We start from the raw sequence: 25,915 nt of genomic DNA, 5'->3' as shown, positions 1-25,915 counted from the left end.
ATGAATAAGGGTTGATGATAAATGTGGTATTCGCAGCCCATGGCTAATCTATAGACAGGGCCATTGGTCTAGTTCAGCTGAGCCATATTAACTGTGAGAACTTAAGTTTTTCTAGTGGAAAACTCAGGGTTTCAACATGGATGTGGTTTATGTTTTGATAGGAGCTGGTCTTTTTGGACTACGCGTACACATCCATTTACATTCAGCGCAGCGACTAAATTCATCAAGAGCCTTATAGGGAATGACCGTTAAAAGCCCACCAGAGAAACTTCTCAGATCTCCGATATTGGACAAGCTGCCAAACTACGGAATCCAAAGCGATGAATGCCCCCGTCGGGCAAAAACGCAGCTAGACTTTATCATGCTTGCCGTTGAGGCCCTTGAGCTTAATGCATCTCAAGTGATGTTGGCAGCCATCAAAGATCTGGGGCTGCAAGATGTACTTAGGAGTCGCGTTCATCTTTGGCGGTTGCGTAGTACCAATCCGCTGCGAAAATTTAATCAGCGTCAGCCCCTCACTCTAGAAGAAGCTAAGGCTCTGGTGTTAGTGGTCTGCTATCTATGTCGTAAATTAACGGTGCTGATTCGCCAGCTGTTTTTGGGCTACCAACAACTCCAAGATCACCAGCTTTCTCTCGATCACCATTTTCGCTTAGCTAAATACTTAAAGCGATTTCGCTCCCATTTCCGGGCTCGTATGAATCCCAAACGGGCGATGGTGATTACCTACAGCAAAGATGAAAAACTCGATCAGCTGGCACTCTCGCTACTAACTCAGCTCCTGATCTGTACAGGCACTCGCGGTGAAGAACGACTCTGGGCCAGCCTCTTTGATGGGGAGATATCATGACCATTAAACGACAGTATGTGCTGCCAAACTGCAGTCTAATATTAGAAGGCCTCAGTGCAGATGCCTCCAATGTGCTCTCAATACTGGCCAATGCTGAGTTTAAGATCGTAGGAATTGAACAATCTCTATCGGGGGGGACGGAGTTTTTTAAGGCGCTCAACAGTGCGGTTAGCGCCTACTGTCAACGTTTGCTGAGTGGTCTCGACCATCCCGAGCACATGGTATCCCAGACATCTCTGGTGACGGTTGAAGCGGATGAAGGCCAATACCATCGTCTCATCGTCCAGCCTGAGTGCCTCAACGACTCATCCGGTGATGAGACAGATGGGAAGGCTCCCAAAAACATTAAGCTTTCAACGGTACAGCTGTTTGATATGGCTGAGGCTATCGATCAGTTTTACGCGGATACTCAAACCTTACCCGATGTGACAGTGCCCCTTGCGCCTCTGCCTCGTAAGTATGTCAGGCCTGAGGAACCGCTAGCGAAACGAGCTGTCCCGCCAGTTCTCGGCTTAGGCACATTGGCTGTGGCTGCTCTGGGGCTGTTCTTCTTGCCGGTGCCAGAACTGACTGAACCAGAAGGTCTGCAGCAGAATTCTGCTGCATTGGAAGAGCAAATAGAGAATGAAATCGCCATTGATACCGATGCAGACGGAACGGCACCGACATCCGAGGTGCCGGAAGAGGGGGCTGAGGATGGTGAGATCAGCGAAGATGCAGAAACATCGTCTCAACCCCCTCTTATTACTGATACTGAACAGCTAACAGCTCTACAACAGCAGGTGCAAGGGCAAATTAGCGACGGTTTATCCGGTGATACAACCTTTGAGCAACCACTGCGCTATCAGATCTCCGTTGCTGCCAACGGCGATATTGTTGGCTATAACCCAGTGGATAGCGCTTCCCTGGAAAACTTGGATAGTACTCCCCTACCTGAACTGACCTACATTCCAGTGGATGAAACATCTGTAGCATCAGTGGCTCAGTTTGAGGTTGCCTTCGCACCAGATGGCACCGTTGCAGTGGTGTCTGACCAGCTAAGCACAGTTGAACCCGAGGCGGTGACCCCTGATGCGGTGAATCTTGAGGTGGTCGAGTCGGAGTCGGTAGAAGACGAGGATCTGCCAGAAGAGTCTGACAATGAAACATCCGAGCAATCATCCGTGCCAAACAGTGAGACTGTTACAGGGCGGAGTGCTGAAACGGCGGCTGATACCCTTGCGGCAATAACTACACCCATTCAAGACGTAGATCGTATTGATGCTCTCAATCAAGGGCTGCGACGTACCATTATCCAAAACCGTGCCCCAGATCGAACCGGACCAGAAGTGCGCTATCGGATTCGTCTCGACCAGGAAGGTAATGTGACGGGTTATGAAGCCACTAGTGCAGTTTCCGAGCGGTATGTAGATGATTTCAATCTACCGAGTCTGATCAAAGACTCTAGTGACGAGCAGCCGCAGCTGGATTTTTTAGTCGTAATTAGTGACGACAATATCGTGGAAGTTAATCCCTGGGATGGTTGGCCTGAGAATTAACTAAGTTCTTAGTTCTAAATTTTGTGGGGCTTTACGCTTCTCCATGAGTATTTTGGGTTAAGCTCACAGCTTAGAACAGCCTTGATCCTGGTCTTTACCGGATCCTCGGCACTAATCACGACTCAAGGAGCATTGCTGTGTCTAATGAGCAATACCCTGAACTTCCTTCACTCTATCCAAGCCCTGACCCCTCGCCCACGGCTCCTACCATGGAGGCTGTGCCGCCGTCGCCCTCTTGTCGTCGTCGTTGGATAAACCGGGCAGGACATGGCTTACTGGCATTAGGACTATTGCTAGCCGGTGTCCCGGTTGCCTGGTTGTTGGGAATTGGTGCATCTAGAGTAGTCTCAGCCCCCACCAAACGGATGCCTCTGCAGGAAGTGGTGCTGCGGCGAACCAATCGAGTGTTTACAGAAATCTATCGCTTGCCTAGCCGTTGGCGACCTGCGCCCCCTCTAGAAACTCGTATTGAACCGATACCCATACCCACTCAGCCGATTGAGCCTTTAACGACACCACCACCAGCTTTGAATAATCGAGAACGTCAGATCGCTGAGGAAGAATTCGCCGCTCTTCAGCAAGAATTTGAAACCATTCGTAAGCGTTTGTATGACTTGGAAAGCAAACTAGGTCGAGCGCAGTCCACTGCAGATGTTGAGAGTAGGCTGGCAAATTTAGAGCGACGCCTTATCCCTGACCAGGCTGATGAGCCAGGTGTGCAACCTGTTTCCACAACCGCCGTTGCCGATGAGCCGCAACCAGAAGAAAATACCCCACAGGTGCATCATCCCCTATTAGAAACCACCGAACTGAAGATCACCCTACCGAGTGATGCACTGTTTGCCCCTGGAGAAGCACGTTTGTTGGCTACTGCTCCAGAACTCCTCAACAGCATTTTTGGAGATCTTCGCCAATATCCGAAGGCTACGATTTTAATTGGTAGCCACACCGATGACCGGATGGTGCCATCCCAAAGCATGAGCTTGGCATTTCAACAGGCAAACGCCCTCAGGGCCTATCTGGCTGGCAACTTACCAGACGAAAACCGTTGGGTTACCATCGGCTATGGCCAAAGCCAGCCCATTACTGACAATAGCAACCCTCAATTTCGTCAGCGCAATCGCCGTATTGAAATTGCTATTGATCGCCGTTAGCGACATCCGGGATATCTTGCCGTATTGAAATTGCTATTGATCGCCGTTAGCGACATCCGGGATATCTTGCCGTATTGAAATTGCTATTGATCGCCGTTAGCGACATCCGGGATATCTTGCCGTATTGAAATTGCTATTGATCGCCGTTAGGGGCATGCTGATAATCAACTCACTTATTCAGTGTCCATTCCTGTAATGAAAGTTGTCTACTTTGGTACTCCACAATTTGCGGTACCTGGCCTTATTCGTCTGCTTAAAGACCCTGATTTTGATATTATTGCCGTCGTTACTCAGCCAGATAAGCGGCGGGGGCGCGGCAGTAAAGTGACCCCTTCCCCTGTGAAAACAGTGGCTACCGAAGCCGGGATTCCTGTGTGGCAACCCCAAAAAATCAAAAAAGATGCTGAGGCTCTAGACTTCCTCAGCCACTGTCAGGCTGATGCCTTTGTGGTAGTTGCCTATGGCCAAATCCTTTCCCAAGAAATTTTGGATATGCCGCGACTGGGGTCAATCAATGGTCATGGCTCGATTTTACCCACCTACCGTGGGGCTGCTCCCATTCAGTGGAGTTTATACCATGGTGAGGCGGAGACCGGTGTAACCACCATGTTGATGGATGCCGGTATGGATACAGGCCCCATGTTGCTAGAGGAAAAGATTCCCATTGGGCTTTTGGATAACGCCTGGGCAATTGCTGATACCTTGTCTAAACTCACAGCTGAGCTGCTGTTGAGCACACTTCATAAGCTAGATGGCCAAGCCATTCGTCCCATTCCTCAAATTGAGGAGCAGGCCACCTATGCGCCGCTGATTAAGAAAGCTGATTATGTCATTGACTGGCAGCGTCCGGCTCTGGATATCCATAACCAAATCCGGGGCTTCTATCCCAACTGTGTCACTCAGCTACAACAGCAGCCGCTTAAAATTAGTGAGACGATTCCTCTGTTTGATGGCGTCTGGTCTCAACTGCCTGAGGACTATCGGACTTTAAAAGATGCCTATGGGGCTCTAAAGCCTGCCGAGCCTGGCAAAGTTATGGCTGTTTGGAAAAATCATGGCCCTGTCATTGGCACAGGTGATGGATATTTATTGCTCCGTCAGGTTCAGCCAGCGGGTAAAAAATCTCAGTCTGGGTGGGCCTTTGCCAATGGCAGTCGTTTAGCTTTAGGAGAGAACTTAGGTTAGGCATAGGGGCTGCTGGTCGTCGATGGTTGCCCTTCGATACCGGGCGTTATCGGTCAGGATTGCGTATCAATTTTGGGACAAAAAAAACTCCTGGCTGAGGCCAGGAGCTTGTTTGTAGATGTCCAGGAAAAAGCTAGTCTAGCCTTGGGAAAGTCCGCCAAGGTTACTTGAACATTGGCCTTAGCCAGCTGCCAAATAACCTTGGAACGTTGCCTTACGACGACGTAGATGCTTAAGGGCCTGTTGTTCTAGCTGGCGAACCCGCTCGCGGCTGATACCCATCCGCTGTCCTACCTTAGCTAGGGAGAGCTGGGTGCCGTCGATCAGGCCAAAGCGTAGATTGATCACTTCCTTCTGCTGAGGAGTGAGTTCTGTCAGCATATTGCGAATATCTTGACGCAAGGACTGCTGAACCGTGTAATCCTCAGGTGACACGGTGTCGTCCTCCAGTAGCTCCTGTAGCTCTGTATCCTGGTTGTCGCCGATGCGGACATCCAGAGATATGGGCTGACGGGACATGGTTAGGTATTCCCGTACTTGTTCAGGGGTGAGGTCAAGCTCTTGACCAATTTCACCAACCGATGGACTACGGCCTAACTTCTGGGCAAGTACGCGCTGCTCACGCTTAATTTTATTGAGCTTTTCGGTGATGTGAATGGGTAGACGAATGGTGCGTGACTGCTGTGCGATCGCACGGGTAATTGCCTGACGAATCCACCAGTAAGCATAGGTGGAAAACTTATACCCTTTCATGGGGTCAAACTTTTCGACACCGCGCTCCAGACCTAAAGTACCTTCCTGGATTAAATCTAGGAATTCTAAATTACGCTTTTGATACTTTTTAGCCACTGCTACTACAAGGCGCAGGTTAGCTTCGATCATTTTGCGCTTTGCCCGTTCACCGTGCCGTAGCTGATGGACGAGTTCTGTCTCGGAAATACCGGCAGCCTGCGACCATTCGACTCGATTCGCATCATGACCGAGTTCTTCGTCTAACTTATCTTTAGTCTCCTGCAGAGCCATCAAGCACTGTACCTGCTTACCCAACACAATTTCTTCTTCATGAGTGAGTAGAGGTACGCGACCAATCTCTTGAAGATAAGTGCGTACGGTATCAGTACTGTAGGCAACTGGTGAAGTTCGTTTTGGGGCTTTCAGCTTCGACATAGCTTGTAATGGACCTCCACTGCTGGAAAAGTGTGCCAGGTATAGGGTGTTTATGTTTATGAACCCTTAACCACGAGTTGAATTCGAAAGGTTGAACTTTACTGGTAATACGCAGAACACAACAAATCGGATTGCAATTAATGGAATCGCTCTAACAATCCGCTTCAAACGCCTAGGTCAAGGCTGAACATGTACCTATATTTCTGAAAAACGAACTTAAAACGGATTCATTATGAGTTTAATTTTACCCTAAGTAACACAAATGATTACACTTGATTAAACAACTCTCATAAACACATCTCTATTTCGTTACTTTAAGGTAAATAGATGAGAAATCTAAGAAGTCTCAGATTAGAGTTGGCTGAGAGAAGAGCGGGTAAACGACAATCTCCGTAGTGCTAGTATGCCTCAAGCTTTCAGGCGTTTGGGTGAGGTTTTCCTTGGGCGATAACCGAACCGAATGGGCTGATTATGGATTATTTATGCACGTATCCACAAATTCTTATACCTGTCTGTTTGAGAACTTAAGCGACTATGAAGTTTAGGGGCGAACTAGAAACAATTTTGTAGTCATTAGAACAACTTTTGTCTTGTTTCGAGACTAAACCTAGCAATTAACATCCACCATATGTGGGATGAATGAGGTCTATGAATGAAATAAATAAATCCCTTTTTTATAAACAGAATTAAGACCTTGCCAGGGTTAATAGATATCGGTGGATGATATCATAATTTAGTTCATTTGTACTGAAGGATGCGTAAAAATAAGTAGAGGACTATTGGTATGGACGTAGGTAACGCTCATAATTTCCCCATTATTGGGATATTACTGAGAATAAGACGTAATAATGCAGTCCAGGTAACGCAAGGAGAACACGGTTGGCGACATTATAGCTCCACTTTTAAGCAGCAATAATAATTACTGTGACACCTATGACTATCCCTAAGAGTGTCACAGTACTTAAATTTATTGCTAATCATTCTCTAAGAGATAGAGGTTTCTGATGTTGGATGCTGGTTAAGGCCCATGGGTTGCCTGGCGTTAGAAATAACCTGATACAGCGGTTATCTCATGTCTACATGTTTTATTATCCTTGTCAGTCAAAGCTTTGGAAGACTTTTGGTGATTTCTCTGTTCCAAAAATGCGACTCATAATGTCGTGGGGGCGCGCATAGGGGGCGGCATCACCATTGCTGGTTTTCTGCTCCGATGTTCTTGGGCAGCCCCCGTCTAAGTTCCTTGTGCATAAGTAATGTGTATTGGTAGCTATATTTACGTACCCAGGGTGCCAGAGTGTTGTTAAATAAGGACATTCCTGGTCAAAACCACGTGGTTTCCGCAATCGGTTTGTCGTCGATATCACTTGAATTTCCTCAGTACCCTAAAAAGCTATGTATCATTGGGCACCTTGAGATTGGTTGAGTACCCATGACTTATTCAGCTGATCAAGGAATTTTATGGCTTCGAACAAACCTGTCAACAATTCATATGATCACACCAGTCATAATCAGGATCCGGAATTTTGGCGACAGTTGTCTAGGGATTTTCCGTTTGAGGGTGTGGATGAGGAGCAGCTACGCCAACAGACGGAACAGTGGATTAATTGTGCTAACGAGCTTTTAGGTCCGCTCCCGTCTCGGATGAAGAATAAAACGAAGCGTTAGAGCATTGCTTGAGTGTGTTCCCAGCCCAGGTATAGAGCCCTCGGTACATGGAAACAGCCTTTCCACTTTCCTCCTTTTAGAGGGAGTAGTACATCGCCCTGGCGGTTTAGATAGCCAAACCATTCACCGTGGTCTGGGTCATTAAACCGGGACCATGCATAGTTATGAACGGTGCGATACCATTGCCAGCAGTCATCTCGCTGGGTGAGTCGATAGCCCAATAGCAGGGCCACTAAGGTTTCTAAATGAACCCACCACAGTTTTTGGCTCCATTCTAGTTGCTGAGGGGGATGGCCCATGCGGTCTAAGAAGTAGAAAATACCGCCATACTCATTGTCCCAACCCCGTTCAAGAATTGTTAGGGTGGTGTCGATGGCGCGATTAATTAAGGTGTTGTCCTGGCGTCGCTGGCCAATGTCCATCATGAACCACATGGCTTCGATGCCATGGCCAGGGTTGAGTAATCGACCTTCAAAACAGTCGATGGGAGTGCCATCTGGAGCAATGTGTTCATATATCAAGCCGCTCTCAGGATCTAGGAACTCTTCCATAACGGCGTGAATGGTTTGGTTTAATACTACATCTAGGCATTCTGTTGTTAGCAACCAGTCCATTTCTAGGGTGAGGTTGGCCAAAATCATGGGTATGGCCAAGGACTTCATGGGGCGTGTGCCTGGGTAAGCTTTGTTGTACTGGCCTTTAGGATTATCTTGACGACGCAAAACATTGTTATAGGCCTGTAGGGCAATTTCCTTAGCTTCGCTATCTCCACAGGCCTGGGCGTATTGACTGAAGGCCATGGCGGCAAAGCAATCGGAAAAAATATTGTAGGGCTGTATTAAGGGACGGCCTTGGCGATCTAGGGAAAAGTACCAGTTACCCTCAAGATCACGACCGTGCTGGGTCAAAAAGTTAACACCGTGGCGGGCCATCTCTAACCAGTCTGAACGTTGTTCTAGGCGGTTGTACACCATGGAAAAGGTCCAGACTTGGCGGTTTTGCAGCCAGATAAACTTATCGGTGTCGTAAACATTTCCCTGTACGTCTAGACAAGTAAAGTAGCCGCCGCACTCACGATCTAATGAGTGGTTTTGCCAAAATGGCAAGACTGTCTCTAGCAGTGTGGATTTGTAGAGTTGGGCAAGGGCGCTAAAGTCCTTGTGGGATAGACGTTCGATCAGCATCAGTCAAATGTTGATAACTAGATAGGGAACACTATCTCACTCTTTGTCTGGATGTAATTGGAGAGAAAGTTGAAGTTTTTTAGGAACAAACTACACCAAGCTACAGGCCACTGCACAGGACTACCTATGGTTTGACGCACTGGTTTGACCCGCTGGTTCGGCGCGCTAATTTGACACATGAGTGTAACTTGGTGAGTTGCCGATCTCCTCGGGCAGTCTATGGAAAGCATCCAATAGGGATCTACTTAGTAAAACTGCTGATGACTGGATGAATGTCTATGTTGCTCTCCGAGGACTTGATCGAACTGAAATATCAAGAGATTGTGGAATACCAGGACGTGGTGACCAATGCAGCCATGGAAAGTATTGCATTTGATGTGATCGACACCCAGATGGCTTGCTTAGGGACAGCGATTATGACAAGCCTGATAATGGGGTGTTGTGCCAAGGTATTTATACCGAGTCGCAAACATCCACGGTAGTCTTAGTCCAACTGCTCCCACTGGGCTATTTTAAATGGCATATATTCACGAACAGATAAAAAATCTCTGTATTATTCTGTAAACCTAGCCACTAAGAGCATGGTATCGACGACATGTCATTAGTGGTCAATCAATCGTCAGGGGATATTGGTGATTAATACCTAGTTGGGTGAGATATCGGCCAGGTTCTCACCAAATCAAAGGTCAGATTAAACCAGACAGAACATAAGGAATTAGCAGAGTATGGTGATGCAGCGGCGAGAGGTATTAGCAGGGCTATTGGTAACCGGTGGGTTGATGTCATGGGGATTGATGGGCAAAGCGGCCCATGCCTATGATGTTATTATTACGCCCAACGATCCTCAGCTGGGCGATACCATTTCTGTCATGGTGAAAGCTAGAAACGGTGCTAGCTCTCCTCCCACAGTTATTGCCAATGGTAAAGAATATCCCAGTTTTCCCCTATCCGATAATCGCTTTCGCGCGTTTGTTCCCACCAGTCCTCTGGATACGCCGGGGCGTATCGTGATCCAGGTCAGTGGTGATGAAGAAACCCGCAATCTGGCCGTCGGTTTACGCAACCGTAGCTTCCGGACCCAGCGGATCACACTGCGGGGTAGCGGTAGCCTGGGCACGGACCATGAATTTGATCGAGTGGATGCCTTTAAGCAACTGGTGAGTCCTGAGCGCCATTGGCGGGGCACATTGTTGCGTCCGAGTCAGGGCAGGGTGAGTTCAGAATATGGCGTACGGCGTTATTACAATGGTGAGTTTGCCGAAAACTACTACCATCGTGGTGTGGATTATGCTGCGGGAACTGGAACACCGGTAGTAGCTCCTGCGGCTGGGTATATCCGCCTAGTGGGGCGTGTGAGTGATGGATTTGAGCTCCATGGTAATACCGTTGGCATTGATCACGGTCAGGGGCTGTTGAGTATCATGATTCACCTCAGTCGCATTGATGTGAATGAGGGAGATTTCGTAAGTGCAGGTCAGCAAGTGGGGGCCATTGGTTCCACCGGTGCGTCCACTGGCCCCCATTTACACTGGGGGCTCTATGTGAATCAGGTGGCGGTTGATCCCGTACCCTGGCGCTATAACGGCTTTGAGTAGTGAGCAGCTGACCTACTTTAGGAAGAGAGTTTGGTTGTTGTTATTGAGATTTTATAGTTGCTCTTTTCTTCTTTATTCTAAGGCATTCAATTTTTCTAGCACTAATGGGTCGCGCGCTAACTGTTGCGCGATGCTGGCTGCGCCTGCCTGGTTTAAGTGACTGGGGTCAGCAAAGAAGGCATTTTGTTGACGCCATTGCAGAAGCAGATCAATGACGGCAAACCCCTGACGCTGGCTTTGGGTTTGTAAAAACCGTTGAAAGCGTTGATCAAGGGGGAGGCGAAAGTCATCTAGGTAGTCGCCGCTGAGGGGAAGATGAACATAGACCAATTCAATATTGCGGCTTTTGAGATAGCCCACTAGCGATCGCAACGACCCCAGCTGTAACCCTGTCAAACCAAACGGGTTATAAAACCCATCGTAGCGTCCGCTAATGCGCGGATAGGTTTGATAGAACGCAGCCGGGTCAAATACATCGGCAACTGGCAAAAAGCCATAGGCATTAATACTGCTAGGCGGTCTGGGGATAGAGGCTCGATTGCTAAACCCTGGCTTTTCCCCTGCCAGCACGGCCCGGTATCCCGGTGACTTGAGAATGTTGGCAAAGGTGGCATCAACACGACGGCTGTTAAATGCCCGCGAACCATCCCCCCAAATCACCAGTCTGGGCAGTTGATCTGAGGTGAGCAGTCGCTGGAGGACAAAGTTCATCACCTGGGCCGTAGCGCCGTTAATGCTGAAGTTAAACACCCGCACGGGATATCCCTGTGTTTCTAAATCTGTTTGGAGGATCTGTGGGTTTATCCCCTGGATGGTGCGGGAGCTACCAATCACCAGGATGTCCGGTGGGCCAAACGTGGCTAAATAGCTCAGGTAGAGCCGCAATTGTTCATCTAAGACGGGGCTGCCTAAACTGGGAAACACATTGGGCCAGCTGAGTTGGTTGGCCTGCCGTTGGGCAAAGGCCAGATTTTGTAAGTACTCCTGCTGCTTACGCTGGGCAAAGAAGCGCTCCGGGCTTTGGGCCGGAATGGTTTGCAAGGTTGCGATCGCATCTGTCCATGCTTTAACGACCTGATCCCATTGGTCAGCGTTACTGGCGGTTTGGCCTAACTCCGCTGCCTTATCAGCTTGCTCAAACCCAGACTCCAGGGCTGCCGCCACGCGTCGGTCGGCCCAAAAATTACTCCTTGCCGCCCAAGCAGTATTGGGACCATTCACATCGCCACGGCTGAACCAAAATCCCAGCGACACCAAAATTGCCAAGCCAAATAGCAAGGCCATGATCCGGTGTCGTTTATCTAGAACTTTCATGCTGTCAATTTGCTAACCCACCAGCGGTATATATAACCACAGTGTGACGGCGGTGGTCTCTGATTGTGACTATTTCTCAAAGGATAGCAACAGCTTTTGTAAACGTTGGGTTAAGGTTGGACACTTCGCTGTGGCGAAACCCCGCAAAAATTTGCTGGCCTGGCCCCATGTCCATGGACTGGATGAATCAAATTTCATACTGTATTCGTCAGAGTAAGCAATGTGCCCCACGGGCGATTAAGTGGATAACCGTCCTTAAATTACCAGTGTGGGATTGTAGACACGGAAAGATTGATGCTTTTATCAATCTTTCAGGTGGCATAGATTTTATGGTTGGTTGTCACAGATTTAGGCATTTATGGCAGGTTTTCGAACGGTTAGCTGGCTGTTAGGCATCAGTCTGTTAATGGATGTGGGTCAGGCAGGCGAGGCTAGAACTGCCCAAGTGAATGGGCCTGTCAGGGCCAAATCTGTTGAGGCTGCCCAGATCCAGTATCAACAAGCAAAAAACTTTCTACGGATGGGTAGCAGTCGAGCCGCGCTGCGTCCGTTGACCATGGCCAGTGAGCTATACCGCAGTGCAGGAGACCCGATCGGCGAGCACAATAGCCTGGTGGACCTGAGTTTTGCCCACTATCGTTTGGGCGATTTCAACCGGGCCCAGCAGACCCTGAATCAAGCAAATCAGCTAACCATACCCGCCTCTACAGCCGTTGCTCAACGCCATCGAGGTTTTTTAATGCAGGCGTTGATCTGGCTAGAACAGGGAAATATTACCCGTAGTTGGCAGCAGCTGCGTCAGGTGCAGCGGGGGTTCCTGCAAGATTTTTCAGAACAAAATCGGCTTAATTTAGCCCTAGGAGAGGTCTATCGGCACACGGGGCAATACGGTCGGGCGCTTGATACGCTACACGCTACCCTGTCCCGAAGCTCAGACCGGGTGGATCGCACTCGAGCCCTGGGGGAAGTGGGCAGCCTCTATTACATGCTTGGGGACTACGGCCAGGCAGAGTCTGCTTATCAAACCGCCCTGGGGGAAGCCAGATCCGTAGGGTATTGGGAGGGCATACCTCGGTATCTCAATGGTTTAGGGCATGTTTATCGGCAGCAGCAAACCTATGACAAGGCGCGGGCCACGTATTTAGAGGCAAAGGACATCGCCATTTTCCAGGGGCAGTGGCACGAGCTAGCCAATATTCTCAACAGCTTGGGAGAGCTCTATGCCGAGCAGGGGGCGTTTAACAAGGCACTGGAAACGTTTACTGAAGCCCTGGGCTATCGAGACAAGTATGTCGGGCCAGAATATAGCCGCACCCTAGATCATTTAGGGCAGCTCTACGTCAGGCAGGATCGGGAAACAGCCCTTGAGTACTTTAATGACGCCTATGCCTGGGCCAGACATCACCATGATGAAGTGGGGCAGATCAATGCCCTCAGTGGCCTGGCTGAGATTTATCGGGCCAAAGGCAATCTATCTCAGGCTAAAGAAACGCTGTATGGGGTATTGGATAAGTTTGAAGCGTTAGAGCCTGGTCTACAGGATAGTAATAAGGTTTCGCTGTTTGAGACCCAATCTTATCGGTACGATCAGCTACAGCAGGTGCTGATTGAGCAGGGGGATATGGAGGCTGCCCTGGTGGTGGCAGAGCGGGGACGGGCGCGGGCCTTTGTGGAATTACTGGCTGCCCAAACCCTGGAGACGGCCACACCTGTGCCTGTGGCAGACCTAACGATTGCTCACATTAAGGCACTGGCTAAAAAGCAGGGGACCACACTGGTGCAGTATTCCATTATTCGCCAACCGTCCCCTGGACGCAGCCAGTTTAACGATCGAGCCCTATTTATTTGGGTGGTTAACCCCGATGGAGAGATTGCCTTTGAACAGGTGAATCTGACTCAGCAGCCCCATGCCCTGAGGGATAAGTTGACCGCTAGCCAGGATAGTCTCGGGGTGCGTGGGTTTAATTCGTGGGGTGGTGGGGTGCAGACCGCCCAAGCCAGCCAAGATATGGCCCAGGCAGACTTGAAACAACTTTACGATCTGCTGATTGCTCCAATCGCTCAGTATTTACCCGAGGCCCCAGCGGAAAAGGTCATCATTGTTCCCCATCGGGAGCTATTTTTGGTGCCTTTTCCGGCTTTGCAAAATGCCCAGGGGCAGTATCTGATTGAGAATCATACGTTAGGCACAACACCGTCGCTACAGACGCTGCATTTTCTACAACAACGCCTGGTGCAACAATCCGGTGAGGCCCTGGTGGTGGGAATTGACCGTGCTCAAGCGGCATCAGCGGTGATCGTGGGCAATCCTGAAATGCCGTCGGTGCCCTTTAGGGTGGGGGGGCCACCCATGCCCCTGACGGATTTACCGGGGGCAGAGGCAGAGGCCGTTGCGATCGCACCCATTCTCAATACTGTTCCCTTATTGGGGACTGCGGCGACAGAAACCGCCGTGCGTGAACGGTTGGCCGATGCCGATATTATCCATTTAGCCACCCATGGTTTACTGGATGAACGCCATGGGTTGAGTAGTGCGATCGCATTGACCCCCACCCGTGAAAAAGGTGACCGTGACCAGCCTGACGATGGGTTGCTAACTGCCCAAGAAGTAATGCAGCTTGATCTCAAGGCCGACCTGGTGGTGCTCAGTGCCTGTAATACAGGACGAGGGCAGATTACGGGTGACGGTGTTGTGGGACTTTCCCGCTCATTTTTAGCAGCGGGTGCCAATAACCTGGTGGCTTCCCTGTGGGCCGTACCCGATGAGGCAACGGCAATGCTCATGACTGAGTTTTATCAGCAGCTACAAATTGAACCAAATAAGGCCGTTGCCCTGCGACAGGCCATGTTGCATACATTGGCAGATCATCCCGATCCTCGCGACTGGGCCGCATTCTTTTTGATTGGGCTCTAAGACTAGTTCTGAGTTTTGTAGAGCCTCACATTGCATTCACCCCACTCCCTATTGCCTACTCACTTACACCGACAGACTATAGTTATTCCAACCGAGAGCGGCTATAAATTAGCCCAAAAGATTATTCAGCCTCAGAACTTTCTCCAAGCCTAGCTAAAACCCATTTAGCTTCAGCCACCTTAGCCTCTAACTTCAGCAGAGAAGACCTGAGTTTAGTGACTTGATGAGTATGTTTTTTAAGTTTGTATTCTGCATCCCTAGGCATATCTTTTGCATTTGCTGCTGATTCTGCAAAAGGCTGTTGTGCAATACGATGGTCAATAAACTGTCGAAGCTGTTCGATATCTACAGAGATCTCAGCAATTAGCTGAACCAGGGTTTGCCCTGGTTCCTCAACGGTACGAATTAGGGAAGAAATGTCCAGCTGAAGATCTCTATTGACACGCTCAAGTAATCGTTCCATGGGTCTTGACCACAGTGCTCAGGTAAATATCAAGTCATCAAGCACAGCGCGCGAGTGATATATTCTCGGCCCTTTTTAAATTAAGCGTTTGTTGCCAATAGCTTATTCATGATATCTGATGAAGTGATCTTCCATTGTCCTTCAATCCATTTGAGCGCTATGGGGCCAAAGCCAGGGGGCGTGATTGTGATGTCACTGTCATTATCTATGCCTTGCCATGCATACTGCTGGGGTAATCGTAAAGTTGTTGTGACGAAATGATGAAAAGTGTTGTAGCCTTCATCACTAAGGGGTAACTATCTGTGCCAAATGAAAATCCTGTAAAGAATGCAGCTGTTTCACGAAATGTTTTACAGCCGAACATTGGAGTTCGTTGGCAGACTTTGGTGACGATGACTATAAACCTTTCATAACGGAAACAGGCCCAAGATCGCCTATCACGGGGCAAAAACTATATCGACTACGATTGCTTTGACGATGCCATTGAAGAACTGATCCAGGTGGGCTAGCCTGCCCCCCCTGGATCAGCCTGAGATTGAGGTGGAATTGGACCTGCCTGAGCGGGATATGAACTTTGGCGATGCCGCCTTGTTGCCAGGTGAGGTGCGCCCGATTCATGTGATTGAAGAGTTGGCTAATGCGTATAAGCGCTATGAAGTAAAGGTGGTTGAGGCTGAGTAGGGTACTAATTTAAAAATTATACTGGCTGGCGTGAGGCTGATTATGGTCGGCCCAAATAGTCTCGTTTACCAATCTCGACGCCATTGTGTCGAAGAATATCGTAAGCCGTTGTCACATGAAAATAAACATTGGGCAAAACAAAAAATGACAGAAACTCCCATCCTCTGAAATCCATAGTTTGACCTTCACCAATGGGCAACGTGAGGATTGTCTCTTCTGTGTTGTTAATTTGTTCAGGGGTAAAGGTTTCTATGTAAGCCACGGACTGATGCATACGCTCGATCAGTTCAGGGAACGTGGTCTCTGTGTCTTCCATGGCAATCACCTCAACACCTGCAAGCCTGGCCACACCTCGTCTGGCCAGATCTGAGACAACCTGAACCTGTCGAACAAAGGGAAACATATCGGGGTATAAGCGGCTATTGAGCAAAGCCGTCGGATCGATATTTTTGGCCTCTGCGTAGTCTTCACCCTTTTTGAGAATGACAACCATGTTCTTAAGGGCGCGGATTAATAACGGCACCGAGGCTTGATACATGGAAATTGTCATAACAAACCCTCCTAAGGTTCAGTTAATTTGCCTGTTTCCCTGACACCATACTTAATGAATGAATCTGTGGCTTTAGCCATTTCATTGGCCCCTAGCCATTTCATTGGCCCTAGCCATCTCATTGGCTCCTAGCCATCTCATTGGCCCCTAGCCATCTTATTCCAAACAGCGACTTAGCGCCGCATTATAGGCCTGGTAAGGTTTTACGCCTGTCAGTGTCTCCACCAGTTCACCACTCTTAAAAAACATAACCGCTGGCATGCCTTTGAGCCCAAACCGTTTGGGTACCTGCTTATTGACATCAAAATCTATTTTCATCACATTGACACGGTCTTTATAGGTCTTGGCCAGCTGATCAATTAGGGGCGTTATCAGTTTGCAAGAGCCACACCAGGACGCCATGCAATCCACCACCAGCAGAGGTTCTTGTTCCAGAAGAGAATTCAGTTCTGATTCATCCTGAATAAAGCGGGCTGCCCCTGCTTCTTCTGCAAATAGCTCAGCCAATGCCTGGGTTATTTCTGCAAACGAGAGGCTAGCATTAACAGTTGTTAATTGCTCTTGCTGCCGATAATACTCCAGTACGGGCGCAGTCTCTTGTTGATGATGGGCTAACCGGTGACGGATAGCTGGGATCGGCTCATGATTCTCTGTAGAAGATAATCGGTTAATCAATAGCCCCGTCATGGTCTTTAAGTAGGCCACCTTTGCTACAGGTTGACCTACCTTTAACAACCATTCATTCAGCCCTTGGGCCTGAACCAGGGTGCGGGGAAACCCATCCAACACCCACCCCTGTAGCATCACATCCGGCTGCTCAAACCGCTTTCGCAGCAACTTTATTGCTAAAGCATCGGGGACTAGCTCACCCGCTTCAACGTAAGACTGTATCTCCAGACCGATGGCCGACTGTTTAGCAATAGCCCCATGGATGAGCTGCCCCATGGACACATGGGGAATATGCCAGCGATTGGACAGTGTGTTTGCCTGTTCCTTAACCCCTACACCAGGAGGTCCTAAAAGAATAAGCTGCTTGAATTTCATGGAATAGACCTTAGCAAACCGTAACGTTGGCAGTCTATGGAGGCATGGAGATGTTTCCATAGACTGCGCTTACAGCTCACCAGTATGTTTTACGCACCCAGTTTGTCCTTATTTTGCTGCATATTCTTTTAGATTTCGCCGATGGCTGCTGGAGTTCAAAGATCAGGGCGAAGCAAGTTAAGGCTACAGATGTCAGTGGCTCAAACAGCCAGGAATTGGTAGCAAATCTTTTGAATATCTGGATGTTTATTTAACGTTTATTCAAAAAACTATAGAATGCTGCGACTTGTAATCCCAACAACAGCAATTCTCCTTGCCCTTGGAGCTGTGCTGTTAATTGTGGGGATATTTAATGCCTTAAAAACTCAACAATAACGAAGAGTTTATCTGGTTAGTTTGGGACATGTAGCTGAAGTTTGAAGACTTTCATTTTTTGGTCATCATAATCATTTTAGAGTGATGTGAGAATCCACACTTTTCATAGAAGGCTGCTGCTGGGCTATCTCTCATGGTCAATAAATAAATTATGCTTACACCCTGGTTTATCAGCTGTTGGTAAAGCATATCGATTATCTTTGTGCCAATTCCACTTCGTTGCTGAGTGGATTGGATACACATTTCTTTTAGAAAAAAATGTTTGCCTTCGTACCATGTTTCAGTGTGGCCGATGGCAAACCCTAGAATTCTGTCCTTTTTGATCGCAACAATTCCATAAGACCCTGGCATACTATAACAGTCCTGCAATCTACCCAGAGCTATTTCCTGACTCCACGTTTCGTTCCAAGGTGGGCTGTTGAAGACTGCAGCAAATAAAGCAGCACATTTCTCAAGATGAAAATCTTCGATAGGTTGAAGGTTCATACCGATTTGTCAGATAGCGCAGCGCGGGTTCTAAGGCCGATAAGAATACTTCTTGCAACCCAGCGTATGCCTATCAGTTAACCACAATCAGTGAGTGAGCGCCAGGTCCAGTATCAATCCTGTAATCTGTTTGTTCCAAATTTGTCCCATCAACCACCCGCAAAACTCCAGGGCTCCGCGTCGTGGTTCTGGTGTCTCGTATTCAAACACCCCTGCAACAATATATTGATCAGACGCATCAAATGCAATGCCTTCTGGAAGAATACCGTCAAAGGTCCAGTCACCAGTCTTGGCCATTTGACCTGTGATCGGATCGAACTGGATTAAGGAAAGTGAGGACTGGCTATACCCTGGCTCATCTGGAGAAAGCCATGTCTGGCCGATATTACTCGTCGCAATCAGCGTGCCGTCGTTTGAGAAGGCAATGCTTTCAGCATGTCTTGGCAGAGAAACTCCGGCCACAACAAAATGTTGGGCTGCATCAATCTGATCCAACGGTGCTAATTCAATGACTGTCAGCTGTGATGGTGGTGCATTGACATAAAATCCCCTCACATCTGGCCCCCACTGCAAATCATTGGTCACATAAAAACGACCATCGGGAGAAAACTTTCCAGACATTGGCCATTTAGAGGTGACAACACGGTTACCCCAGGGCACCACATCGCTGACATTGCCATTGGCATCACGAACAACCCGAGAAAACTGAACCTGGCCACGAAAATTAGCATTGACAGCAATAACATCTGCTGTAGGGTGCCACTCTACATGGTGGGGTAGCATCCCACCGTCTGGCAGTTCTGCCACTGGCGAGAAGCTCCGCATCGGCAGTTGGACCGGTTCACCAAAGCGACCATTGGTAAAGGTGACAAACGTCAGCGGTGCATCTGGGTCCTTAGTTGCCAAGGCTAATGTTGTGCCGCTAGCATCTAGGGAAACACCTTGAGGATCAATACCTACCTCCACTGACGCAATGACTCTCGGGTTTGCCCGATCAGATACATCAACTGCCCGTAACGTTGTACCCAGATCCAGATCGCTGATTAGCTGATCTTCTGGTTCGCGTTGCTCTTTGGTTTCAGCAACAAAGATAGTATTGCTATCTTGAGAAGCCACCAAACTGTAAACAGGGTTAATAACAGAATTGGAGACTTCAATTGAGCTAGTTAGGGCGGGTGTAGCAGGCAATGGTAATGTTACCAATGAAAGCTGATCAGGACCGCGTGGATCGCCAAGCTGCCCGTCAATGTAAGCATAGGCCCGCATATCTCCATCAGATATCGCTGCAATGTATCGGCCCTGAAAATTTGGGGGTATTTGGGCATTGACGAGCTGGATATAGGCAAACATCACAGCAGTGGCAAGCCCTATCAAAACGGTAGCAACTCGCTTTAAATTAGACATTATTAAGAATCAAAAGTGCCATCAGGACTAATTACTCATCAGTTCTCTTAGCCTCGTCTCCGAAAGTTGAGGATTAAAAGAAACCCTTGGATCAAGTGTTGCGAGCGGGAAGCGCGGTGTGCTGGGTCGACGAAAATCAATCGACTCGACATAGGCCACCAGGTCCGCATTTTGAGTAGCTGAGCCCTGCTCATTGTATTGCTGGTAGTTGGGATAATCGGGAGCTAGTGAATCCCAGTCTGCATAGGCTGTTAGGCCGACGTTGAGCGTTTCAGGCAAGTCGGGGCGAATAAACTGGTCAAGAACTTGCCATTCTGTAGAGTTTTCGGCCTGATACAACAATGTAAAGAGTTCACCAGAACGCCCAACTCGTAATCGAATCCAGCCCTCTGGTGCGTCAGAAATCTTTAAAGTCGAAAGACTGTTGTAGGTCGATTTTATTTCAAACTGCGGTTCACCTGCTGGGAAGGCTGTGCCAGCACTAAAGAATAGCCAGTTTTCTTGATTGGGTTCCCAGTTTGCTGGTGTGATAGCTCGCGGTGTTCGAATGAATAGCCCCGCTAACGAGAACGATCGCTGAGGCATAGTACTTTGAGTGCCTTTTACCCTGATACGAGTGGTAATGATAAAGTCTCCGGTAACCTGACGATAAAGATGCCCTGCTGTATTATCTTCAAACCAGCCAGAGGATCTGGGTCGCAGCACTAAGCTGCCATTTTCGATGCTAGGAGGCTCCCACTTAGGCACCCAGCCCTCAACTTGGAATTCTTGCCAGCCTTGAAGTGCCTGTGGACTGTCAAAGCGAGTCGATAGCGATCGCAAGTCATCATCTACTTGAGGCTCAGCAGCCTCAGCTGCTACAGGCTCAGCCGCTGGGCTATCTATAACGGCCCCCGTAGTTGTTAAACCCGTCATTATAATTCCTCCTAAAACTAGGGAAATGAGACGTCTCATAGACTTCCTTTGGTATCGTTAAATGATTTTTATCGACAAACAGAAGTGCCAAACTCTGTTATCTGGTGCTGCACCTGTTGTGTTTTTGCCGCTGTGAGCAATGCCGGTAACGTAAATAAATAGTCACGATCGCGCACCATCGTATGGCAACCAATACAAGACCCTTGACTACTGGAAACTAATCTTCCAGATGGGCTGTACCAGGCCGATTGCCACTCGCCACTGTCAGCATTGACCTGCCACCCACTACGCTTTTTTCGAATAAACACATTGTTTAGTTGAGTCGGTGTCAGATGGCCATTACTTCCCTGACGTGCTGAGTGAGTTTCCATCACAATCACTGTGCCACTGGAGACTGTTTCACTGGTTTCAAGGGCCTCAAGAGATGGACGATTTACGTACATCTGTCGGATAATGTTGCTATTGGGACAGTCCACGATCGCATACTGAACAAACTGCTGTTGATAATCAGCTGGAAACCGTACTGAAGCAGCGTCTGTTGAATCTGGTGCGTAGACAACCTCTGGTGTTACCCGATCAGACGCAAGACTGTGGTTAACACTAGACTCTGATGATATTCCAGAGGGAGATAGGTGGGTAATTGAGATCGCAACCCCCACCGTCATCAAAAAGAGAACTAATCCTGAAATCCATCTTGGACGTGCCATCATGTGTCACCTCTCGTAACGTCCAGACAGGACTCACATAAATTTTGTAGAAACAGCCTATGTATCCCAACATAAACAGGCGAGAATAATACTGTCCAATGCTTTTTAGGACAGCATTAATAACATAAAGTTATTACTATGAAACTTCACGCCTTTCAGTACTTCGTAACCGTTGCAGAAGAACTCCATTTTGGTCGCGCCGCTGCTCGCTTACAGATTACCCAGCCTGCCCTTAGCAGACAGATTCACAGGCTAGAAGCAGAACTGGGTGTAACGCTGCTCCACCGCACAAAACGCATGGTAGAGCTAACCGAAGCAGGGGCTGCATTTTTAATCGAAGTTCGCAAAGGACTACAGCAGTTAGACTCAGCCATCCAACTAGCCCAGCGCATCGATCGAGGAGAAATTGGCTCGTTACGGATTGCCTTTACAGCCTCCTCCATGCATACAGTGCTGCCAGAAATTTTGCGACATTTTCGCGATCGCCATCCCGATGTCAAACTAGCCATGAACGAAATTTGCACCCTTGACCAGGTGAACAGTCTCAGAAAAGAAACTATTGACATCGGTTTTTTACATCCACCGGTAGAAGATTCATTTCTCAACCTCTATCCACTACAAGGAGAAAAACTAGTGCTGGCTCTACCTGATAGCCATGCACTAGCCGAGAAAAAACAACTATCGCTACAATCCCTTGCCACCGAATCATTTATTGTCCACCCACGCCATGAAGGACCCGTGCTGTATGATCAAATGTTAGCCCTCTGCAAAGACGCTGGATTTGCCCCCAATATTGTTTATGAAGATAGCAAATATCAAACCCGACTGGGCCTAGTCGCTGCTGGTACCGGCATCACATTCGTCCCCGAAAGCCTTCAAAAAGCAGGTTTATCCGGTATCTCTTATTGCCCCCTCATCGGCAACTTCCTCCAACTCCAACTAGCCGTTGCCTGGCGACGACGGCATATATCACCAGTGATTGAAGGCTTTCTAGACGTAGTTGAAAAAGTCACAACCGAGAAAAGTCATCACTCAAAAAAAATTGCAAAATCAATAACAGATTGAAAACTCAAAAAGAGTATAAATAATTTGCTTCCAAAACTGTAGCGCTTAAGTTCTACAGTGTTGAGAAGGATAAAAATATCGGATGAGTTAGTTTAGCTCTTACCCTAACCTTGACGTAGCTCACCCCTCACCAGAATATTTGCTACAAACGATTACCCTGTCGGGGGGTGGGGGGGAGTTTAGGCCCCCACGAATAGGAGGGTTTCAGGGAGGAAAGCCCTGAGCAGCCCTATCGCTACTTATCAATTCCCATCACTATGAACTATTGAATCATTCCCCTAGCCATTCATAGCCAAAACCATCACTTACCCCCTGGCAAGCTTCAATCCGCATCGTTTATCCTCTCCTTCTGCAGTACAAATTGTCGCACCAGCTCCGGAAAGTTTGCCTGTCTCACTACCCCACAATCTTCAAAACCAGCCTTTCTTACAACAATCTGCGAATACTTATTCTCTGGCGCAATCGGAGCTACTACGCGGTGATAACCAAGGTCGTTAAGAGCATGGTGGGAGATTGCGATCGCAATCTCCGTCCCATACCCCTGTCCCCTCGCCGCTGGCATCACAGCATACATAACCTCCACTGCTTCATCATCATGGGGATTCAACCCACAAAAACCCACAAACCGTTTGCTGTTCTTTTCTTCAACCGCAAATGCAAGCATCGGTTGCTCAGAACCATAGGACGCAATCGTAAACTCAATCAGACGTTTAGCACCCTCCCTGGTGGTTTGTTCGTCTGTAAACGTCAGAAATTTTGTCGACTCAGGATCTGTCATAAAGCTGATAAAGGCATCAGCATCAGCAAAGATGAACTCGCGAATTGTTAATCGCGCTGTGTTGATTGGCTGCATGACCCAGGAACTAAACCAATAATCCAGTTAGTGCGAAGGCTAATCAAAAGCCTAGCAAACAGATTCTTGACCAGAACTATTCGTAAATAAAATCTATGGTGAGTCTAGTGTGGTAATTTTTTTGACGGCTCCCACCGTATGGTCAGCGTTGTGCTTTCACGCTCGACAAATGCTTGATGATACACATTTGCACCCCAGGCAATAAAATCTCCTCGTTTTTCAAGCAAATAGTTGTGCGTGTCAGGAGCCTTAAAGTCAGGACGGCTTGAGAACTCTATCCGAAAACCGCCGCTGTCACTCATTAGCATAGTTATGGTACGACCATAGCTAATGGGTTTGTTCAACCCTTTCGTTTCTCCGACAAGATGATGCATCCACTTTGCAGATAAATTTGAAAATCCTTGACCATGGGGGGTGAAGCGTAGATTAACATCCTTAGCAGGATCTGCCTTGGTCCAATCACTAAACCCAATAAACCAGCCAGTGCCATTGGTATCTAGGTTGTCGAGATTACCAAATTCAATATCCATGTTTAAGTATTATGCTCAATTTTTCAGGAAAGCTGAACCGATAATTTCAGCATCGATATTATATAGGCTGAACTTTGAACATAATCACCGCATGAGGTGGACCATGGTGAGCCATGCAGCTGAGTTTTATTGCTTTAAGCTTAATCAGATCCTGTTGTTGTGAGCTGTTAACCATCACCCGTGCAAGATTTATTTTGCTATGTGATGCATCCCCTAAAGCAGTCTTATGCCGAAGGTGGTGCATATTTTGCAAACACTTCAGCCTCTGTCATATTTTCAGTCTTATTTGAGAAGTCGTAAAATTCAGGTTTTTTGTCAATAAATACTTGATGCTCAAAGATAAACTGACTATCATCATCGAATAGCCCAACCAACATACTATATTCGTTGTTGCCTTTGAGTCTGTAAAAAAGATGGCTACCACATTTTTTGCAAAAGCCGCGCTCGGCCCATTCCGATGAGTCAAAGACCGATATATTCTCCGCTCCTTCAAATGCAACCTCTGTACCGCAGCTGACGGCCATAAGAGGCCCACCGTTCCATTTTCTGCACATGTGGCAGTGGCAGGCACCCATATTTTTATGGATAGTCTTTGCAGTGAAGTGTATGGCACCGCAAAGACAACTTCCTGTTCCTGTCATTAGATCTGTCATTTATCTCGAAGCTATGATTGGTTAATGAGTTTCAGCGTGATTGAGCAAAGAACTCTTCCCGATCTTAACCACGGTTTTAGCCTGCTATTCTGTCTATTCACAGAACTTATACAGCCTGTATGCTAAGCCTTGTAGCTTTTACTTCGTATTACTTCGATGAACTTCACCCTATGTCTCTGGCAGCGTGATTGATTCAGGGGGGTGCAAGATACTCATGGAGGATGCATTGCCCACGGTGGCACAATGGGCGCACAGACACACATTATCTTTGCGGGGCTTTTGCTCAATTAGTTTTATGTTTTATAGATTATGTCGTTCCCTGCGACGGTTCTTTCATCGCTCTCGAACTATCAATAATGAACCGCTGAACAAAGTTAGTTTAGTGGTCATTATCCTGATTGATATTTTTATTTTGACCAATGTGTTTATTGGCTTAAACGATATTGGTCAGTGGTACATGGCTCCTTCTGAAGTCTATCCTTGCTATGCCGAGTGGGATAGCTATCGTGATCAGACTGCTGAGGATAAAGACTTTAATCTGGTCCGATGGGCAGCTGATGAAAACAATGTTGGCTTGAAGCAGCAGTATGGGTGGACGGCTGTTGATCGTTTGGGGGAAATAAACAGTGTCTGTTTACAGTACGCGGATACTAAGGATGCCATTAAACAACCCAGTAATACTAACCGATTGGAGCAGTTGAATGGGAAGGAAGATGAGATCGCAACCCTAGAAAATACAAATCGCACCATTCGCCAGCAGTATGACTCTACGCTCCTAGAAGAAATTGCAGAACAACCCCGTGATCAGTCCATTAATCTAACCAGTGCCGCCCAGGCCAAGGCGACACTAACAGAGAATGAGGCTCAGATTACGGCCCTCAAAGCGGAAATTACAACCCTTAAGGATGAGCTCCTGTCCAGCTCAGAAAGTACAGCCTTTCTCACCCTGCTCAACCAAGATTCTGCATTTCAAACCATTGAGCAAGGGTATGACCGAGCTAGTTTCTGGTATCCCAGTATTCAGCTAGCTTTTCAGGCGATTTTCCTTGTGCCGCTGATTTTGGTGGCTTTTGGCGGTTACACCATCGCTCAGCGTAAACGCTATGGCCTCATTGCCCTGATTAGCTGGCATCTCCTGGTCATCTTTTTTATCCCATTGATTCTCAAAGCGTTTGAGTTTATGCAAATGGGAGTCTTGTTTACCGCTGTATTTAATATTGTCACCGTCCTATTTGGCAGACTTCTGTTTTTGGTCAGCTATATTTACATTTTGCTGATTCCGCTGCTAGGCTTTGGCATGATTAAGTTCGCTCAACGGTTTATCTTTAACCCTAAACTCCAAGCTGCAGGGCGTATACAAAAGTCACGCTGTATTAAGTGCGCCAAAAAGCTACAGGCCCATGACAGCCATTGTCCACACTGTGGCTATCATCAGCACCAGGAGTGCAATCACTGTCACCAGCCCACATACAAGTATTTACCCTACTGTCATCACTGCGGCACAGCGCAGCCCGTGGCAAATACCCGATGAGTTATTCAACTAGATGAGGATTCAAATCCGACGCGCATGATGGTCATGATAGTAGCAACACTCCGTGGCAGTTAGGTGATGCGTTTAAAGTG

The 25,915-nt window shown here is 47.9% G+C and carries 24 protein-coding genes; 11 read left to right on the top strand and 13 right to left on the bottom strand.

The window, feature by feature from the left end:
• Nucleotides 1–241: 241 nt before the first annotated feature.
• From SPB21_RS13530 to fmt, 4 genes are all read left to right on the top strand, one after another.
• On the top strand, nt 242–850 hold the full coding sequence (locus SPB21_RS13530; protein ID WP_163664873.1) for a DUF3038 domain-containing protein: 609 nt from the start codon (nt 242–244) through the stop codon (nt 848–850).
• Complete coding sequence (locus tag SPB21_RS13525) at nt 847–2,388, top strand: DUF4335 domain-containing protein (RefSeq protein WP_499866830.1); 1,542 nt, start codon at nt 847–849, stop codon at nt 2,386–2,388. The genes SPB21_RS13530 and SPB21_RS13525 overlap by 4 nt, the downstream gene beginning before the upstream one ends.
• Before the next feature lie 137 nt (nt 2,389–2,525).
• Nucleotides 2,526–3,542, top strand: a complete 1,017-nt coding sequence (locus tag SPB21_RS13520; protein ID WP_163700228.1) for an OmpA family protein — start codon at nt 2,526–2,528, stop codon at nt 3,540–3,542.
• A 195-nt stretch (nt 3,543–3,737) separates the two neighbouring features.
• On the top strand, nt 3,738–4,727 hold the full coding sequence (gene fmt, locus SPB21_RS13515) for a methionyl-tRNA formyltransferase (RefSeq protein ID WP_163668070.1): 990 nt from the start codon (nt 3,738–3,740) through the stop codon (nt 4,725–4,727).
• A 180-nt stretch (nt 4,728–4,907) separates the two neighbouring features.
• Here the strand turns inward: fmt and SPB21_RS13510 are convergent, their stop codons facing one another.
• Nucleotides 4,908–5,894 (bottom strand): RNA polymerase sigma factor, RpoD/SigA family, encoded by a 987-nt coding sequence (locus SPB21_RS13510; protein ID WP_006514862.1) that lies wholly within the window; start codon nt 5,892–5,894, stop codon nt 4,908–4,910.
• A gap of 1,458 nt (nt 5,895–7,352) precedes the next feature.
• Between SPB21_RS13510 and SPB21_RS13505 the strand changes: the two genes are divergently transcribed.
• On the top strand, nt 7,353–7,559 hold the full coding sequence (locus tag SPB21_RS13505; protein ID WP_163700234.1) for a hypothetical protein: 207 nt from the start codon (nt 7,353–7,355) through the stop codon (nt 7,557–7,559).
• Here SPB21_RS13505 and SPB21_RS13500 read toward each other — a convergent pair.
• Nucleotides 7,556–8,743 carry a n-acyl-d-glucosamine 2-epimerase gene (locus tag SPB21_RS13500; RefSeq protein WP_163700237.1) on the bottom strand — a complete coding sequence of 396 codons (1,188 nt, stop codon included), beginning with the start codon at nt 8,741–8,743 and terminating at the stop codon, nt 7,556–7,558. The two genes, SPB21_RS13505 and SPB21_RS13500, sit on opposite strands and share 4 nt — an antisense overlap.
• A 278-nt stretch (nt 8,744–9,021) precedes the next feature.
• Here SPB21_RS13500 and SPB21_RS13495 point away from each other — a divergent pair, with 278 nt between their 5' ends.
• The gene (locus SPB21_RS13495) at nt 9,022–9,225 is read left to right on the top strand and encodes a hypothetical protein (protein WP_163668076.1); all 204 of its coding nucleotides are present in this window, start codon (nt 9,022–9,024) and stop codon (nt 9,223–9,225) included.
• Between the two features lie 249 nt (nt 9,226–9,474).
• The gene (locus tag SPB21_RS13490) at nt 9,475–10,338 is read left to right on the top strand and encodes a M23 family metallopeptidase (protein WP_490794937.1); all 864 of its coding nucleotides are present in this window, start codon (nt 9,475–9,477) and stop codon (nt 10,336–10,338) included.
• Nucleotides 10,339–10,410: 72 nt separating this feature from the next.
• Here the strand turns inward: SPB21_RS13490 and SPB21_RS13485 are convergent, their stop codons facing one another.
• Nucleotides 10,411–11,652, bottom strand: a complete 1,242-nt coding sequence (locus tag SPB21_RS13485; protein ID WP_499062327.1) for an SGNH/GDSL hydrolase family protein — start codon at nt 11,650–11,652, stop codon at nt 10,411–10,413.
• 358 nt (nt 11,653–12,010) lie between these two features.
• On the opposite strand from SPB21_RS13485, the gene SPB21_RS13480 reads away from it, so the two are divergent.
• The gene (locus SPB21_RS13480) at nt 12,011–14,566 is read left to right on the top strand and encodes a CHAT domain-containing protein (RefSeq protein ID WP_499866829.1); all 2,556 of its coding nucleotides are present in this window, start codon (nt 12,011–12,013) and stop codon (nt 14,564–14,566) included.
• A 121-nt stretch (nt 14,567–14,687) separates the two neighbouring features.
• Here SPB21_RS13480 and SPB21_RS13475 read toward each other — a convergent pair whose 3' ends face one another.
• Nucleotides 14,688–15,029: a hypothetical protein gene (locus tag SPB21_RS13475; protein WP_163700246.1), complete on the bottom strand. Its 342-nt coding sequence runs from the start codon at nt 15,027–15,029 to the stop codon at nt 14,688–14,690.
• Between the two features lie 540 nt (nt 15,030–15,569).
• On the opposite strand from SPB21_RS13475, the gene SPB21_RS13470 reads away from it, so the two are divergent.
• Nucleotides 15,570–15,710, top strand: coding sequence for a hypothetical protein (locus SPB21_RS13470; protein WP_499062329.1), 141 nt, complete (start codon nt 15,570–15,572; stop codon nt 15,708–15,710).
• Between the two features lie 40 nt (nt 15,711–15,750).
• Here SPB21_RS13470 and SPB21_RS13465 read toward each other — a convergent pair whose 3' ends face one another.
• From SPB21_RS13465 to SPB21_RS13440, 6 genes are all read right to left on the bottom strand, one after another.
• Nucleotides 15,751–16,260: a DUF1993 domain-containing protein gene (locus SPB21_RS13465; RefSeq protein ID WP_163668087.1), complete on the bottom strand. Its 510-nt coding sequence runs from the start codon at nt 16,258–16,260 to the stop codon at nt 15,751–15,753.
• Nucleotides 16,261–16,416: 156 nt separating this feature from the next.
• Entirely contained in the window at nt 16,417–17,364 is a 948-nt protein-coding gene (locus tag SPB21_RS13460; RefSeq protein WP_499866828.1) for a nucleoside monophosphate kinase, read from the bottom strand.
• A 366-nt stretch (nt 17,365–17,730) separates the two neighbouring features.
• Entirely contained in the window at nt 17,731–18,165 is a 435-nt protein-coding gene (locus SPB21_RS13455; RefSeq protein WP_163700251.1) for a GNAT family N-acetyltransferase, read from the bottom strand.
• Between the two features lie 87 nt (nt 18,166–18,252).
• Nucleotides 18,253–19,569, bottom strand: coding sequence for a hypothetical protein (locus SPB21_RS13450; protein WP_499866827.1), 1,317 nt, complete (start codon nt 19,567–19,569; stop codon nt 18,253–18,255).
• Nucleotides 19,570–19,596: 27 nt separating this feature from the next.
• Nucleotides 19,597–20,484, bottom strand: coding sequence for a DUF1349 domain-containing protein (locus SPB21_RS13445; RefSeq protein WP_499866826.1), 888 nt, complete (start codon nt 20,482–20,484; stop codon nt 19,597–19,599).
• Nucleotides 20,485–20,552: 68 nt separating this feature from the next.
• Nucleotides 20,553–21,194, bottom strand: a complete 642-nt coding sequence (locus SPB21_RS13440; protein ID WP_163700260.1) for a cytochrome P460 family protein — start codon at nt 21,192–21,194, stop codon at nt 20,553–20,555.
• 135 nt (nt 21,195–21,329) lie between these two features.
• Between SPB21_RS13440 and SPB21_RS13435 the strand changes: the two genes are divergently transcribed.
• The gene (locus SPB21_RS13435; RefSeq protein WP_163700263.1) at nt 21,330–22,256 is read left to right on the top strand and encodes a LysR family transcriptional regulator; all 927 of its coding nucleotides are present in this window, start codon (nt 21,330–21,332) and stop codon (nt 22,254–22,256) included.
• Nucleotides 22,257–22,578: 322 nt separating this feature from the next.
• Here the strand turns inward: SPB21_RS13435 and SPB21_RS13430 are convergent, their stop codons facing one another.
• From SPB21_RS13430 to SPB21_RS13420, 3 genes are all read right to left on the bottom strand, one after another.
• Nucleotides 22,579–23,109, bottom strand: coding sequence for a GNAT family N-acetyltransferase (locus SPB21_RS13430; protein WP_163700265.1), 531 nt, complete (start codon nt 23,107–23,109; stop codon nt 22,579–22,581).
• Nucleotides 23,110–23,213: 104 nt separating this feature from the next.
• A complete protein-coding gene (locus SPB21_RS13425) occupies nt 23,214–23,639 on the bottom strand; it encodes a hypothetical protein (RefSeq protein ID WP_499866825.1) in 426 nt (141 codons plus the stop codon).
• A gap of 224 nt (nt 23,640–23,863) precedes the next feature.
• Nucleotides 23,864–24,292 (bottom strand): GFA family protein, encoded by a 429-nt coding sequence (locus SPB21_RS13420; RefSeq protein ID WP_163700271.1) that lies wholly within the window; start codon nt 24,290–24,292, stop codon nt 23,864–23,866.
• Nucleotides 24,293–24,587: 295 nt separating this feature from the next.
• On the opposite strand from SPB21_RS13420, the gene SPB21_RS13415 reads away from it, so the two are divergent.
• Nucleotides 24,588–25,823, top strand: a complete 1,236-nt coding sequence (locus SPB21_RS13415; protein WP_499866823.1) for a hypothetical protein — start codon at nt 24,588–24,590, stop codon at nt 25,821–25,823.
• The last annotated feature ends 92 nt before the right edge of the window (nt 25,824–25,915 follow it).

Source organism: Leptothoe sp. ISB3NOV94-8A (genome assembly GCF_043421595.1).
GTDB lineage: Bacteria > Cyanobacteriota > Cyanobacteriia > Phormidesmidales > Phormidesmidaceae > Leptothoe > Leptothoe turfae.
The sequence above is the reverse complement of the archived record's forward strand: the minus strand, read 5'-3'. Positions and strand labels throughout refer to the sequence as shown.

Excerpts from the sequence above, each read along its gene's own strand:
- SPB21_RS13430 (WP_163700265.1), bottom strand. The coding sequence starts at position 23,109 with ATGCAGCCAATCAACACAGCGCGATTAACAATTCGCGAGTTCATCTTT.
- SPB21_RS13465 (WP_163668087.1), bottom strand. The coding sequence starts at position 16,260 with ATGACAATTTCCATGTATCAAGCCTCGGTGCCGTTATTAATCCGCGCC.
- SPB21_RS13420 (WP_163700271.1), bottom strand. The coding sequence starts at position 24,292 with ATGACAGATCTAATGACAGGAACAGGAAGTTGTCTTTGCGGTGCCATA.
- SPB21_RS13525 (WP_499866830.1), top strand. The coding sequence starts at position 847 with ATGACCATTAAACGACAGTATGTGCTGCCAAACTGCAGTCTAATATTA.
- SPB21_RS13435 (WP_163700263.1), top strand. The coding sequence starts at position 21,330 with ATGAAACTTCACGCCTTTCAGTACTTCGTAACCGTTGCAGAAGAACTC.
- SPB21_RS13500 (WP_163700237.1), bottom strand. The coding sequence starts at position 8,743 with ATGCTGATCGAACGTCTATCCCACAAGGACTTTAGCGCCCTTGCCCAA.
- SPB21_RS13495 (WP_163668076.1), top strand. The coding sequence starts at position 9,022 with ATGTTGCTCTCCGAGGACTTGATCGAACTGAAATATCAAGAGATTGTG.
- SPB21_RS13510 (WP_006514862.1), bottom strand. The coding sequence starts at position 5,894 with ATGTCGAAGCTGAAAGCCCCAAAACGAACTTCACCAGTTGCCTACAGT.
- SPB21_RS13480 (WP_499866829.1), top strand. The coding sequence starts at position 12,011 with ATGGCAGGTTTTCGAACGGTTAGCTGGCTGTTAGGCATCAGTCTGTTA.
- SPB21_RS13445 (WP_499866826.1), bottom strand. The coding sequence starts at position 20,484 with ATGACGGGTTTAACAACTACGGGGGCCGTTATAGATAGCCCAGCGGCT.
- SPB21_RS13425 (WP_499866825.1), bottom strand. The coding sequence starts at position 23,639 with ATGGATATTGAATTTGGTAATCTCGACAACCTAGATACCAATGGCACT.
- fmt (WP_163668070.1), top strand. The coding sequence starts at position 3,738 with ATGAAAGTTGTCTACTTTGGTACTCCACAATTTGCGGTACCTGGCCTT.
- SPB21_RS13530 (WP_163664873.1), top strand. The coding sequence starts at position 242 with ATGACCGTTAAAAGCCCACCAGAGAAACTTCTCAGATCTCCGATATTG.
- SPB21_RS13490 (WP_490794937.1), top strand. The coding sequence starts at position 9,475 with ATGCAGCGGCGAGAGGTATTAGCAGGGCTATTGGTAACCGGTGGGTTG.
- SPB21_RS13415 (WP_499866823.1), top strand. The coding sequence starts at position 24,588 with ATGTTTTATAGATTATGTCGTTCCCTGCGACGGTTCTTTCATCGCTCT.
- SPB21_RS13485 (WP_499062327.1), bottom strand. The coding sequence starts at position 11,652 with ATGAAAGTTCTAGATAAACGACACCGGATCATGGCCTTGCTATTTGGC.
- SPB21_RS13505 (WP_163700234.1), top strand. The coding sequence starts at position 7,353 with ATGGCTTCGAACAAACCTGTCAACAATTCATATGATCACACCAGTCAT.
- SPB21_RS13475 (WP_163700246.1), bottom strand. The coding sequence starts at position 15,029 with ATGGAACGATTACTTGAGCGTGTCAATAGAGATCTTCAGCTGGACATT.
- SPB21_RS13460 (WP_499866828.1), bottom strand. The coding sequence starts at position 17,364 with ATGGAAACATCTCCATGCCTCCATAGACTGCCAACGTTACGGTTTGCT.
- SPB21_RS13455 (WP_163700251.1), bottom strand. The coding sequence starts at position 18,165 with ATGAACCTTCAACCTATCGAAGATTTTCATCTTGAGAAATGTGCTGCT.
- SPB21_RS13450 (WP_499866827.1), bottom strand. The coding sequence starts at position 19,569 with ATGTCTAATTTAAAGCGAGTTGCTACCGTTTTGATAGGGCTTGCCACT.
- SPB21_RS13440 (WP_163700260.1), bottom strand. The coding sequence starts at position 21,194 with ATGATGGCACGTCCAAGATGGATTTCAGGATTAGTTCTCTTTTTGATG.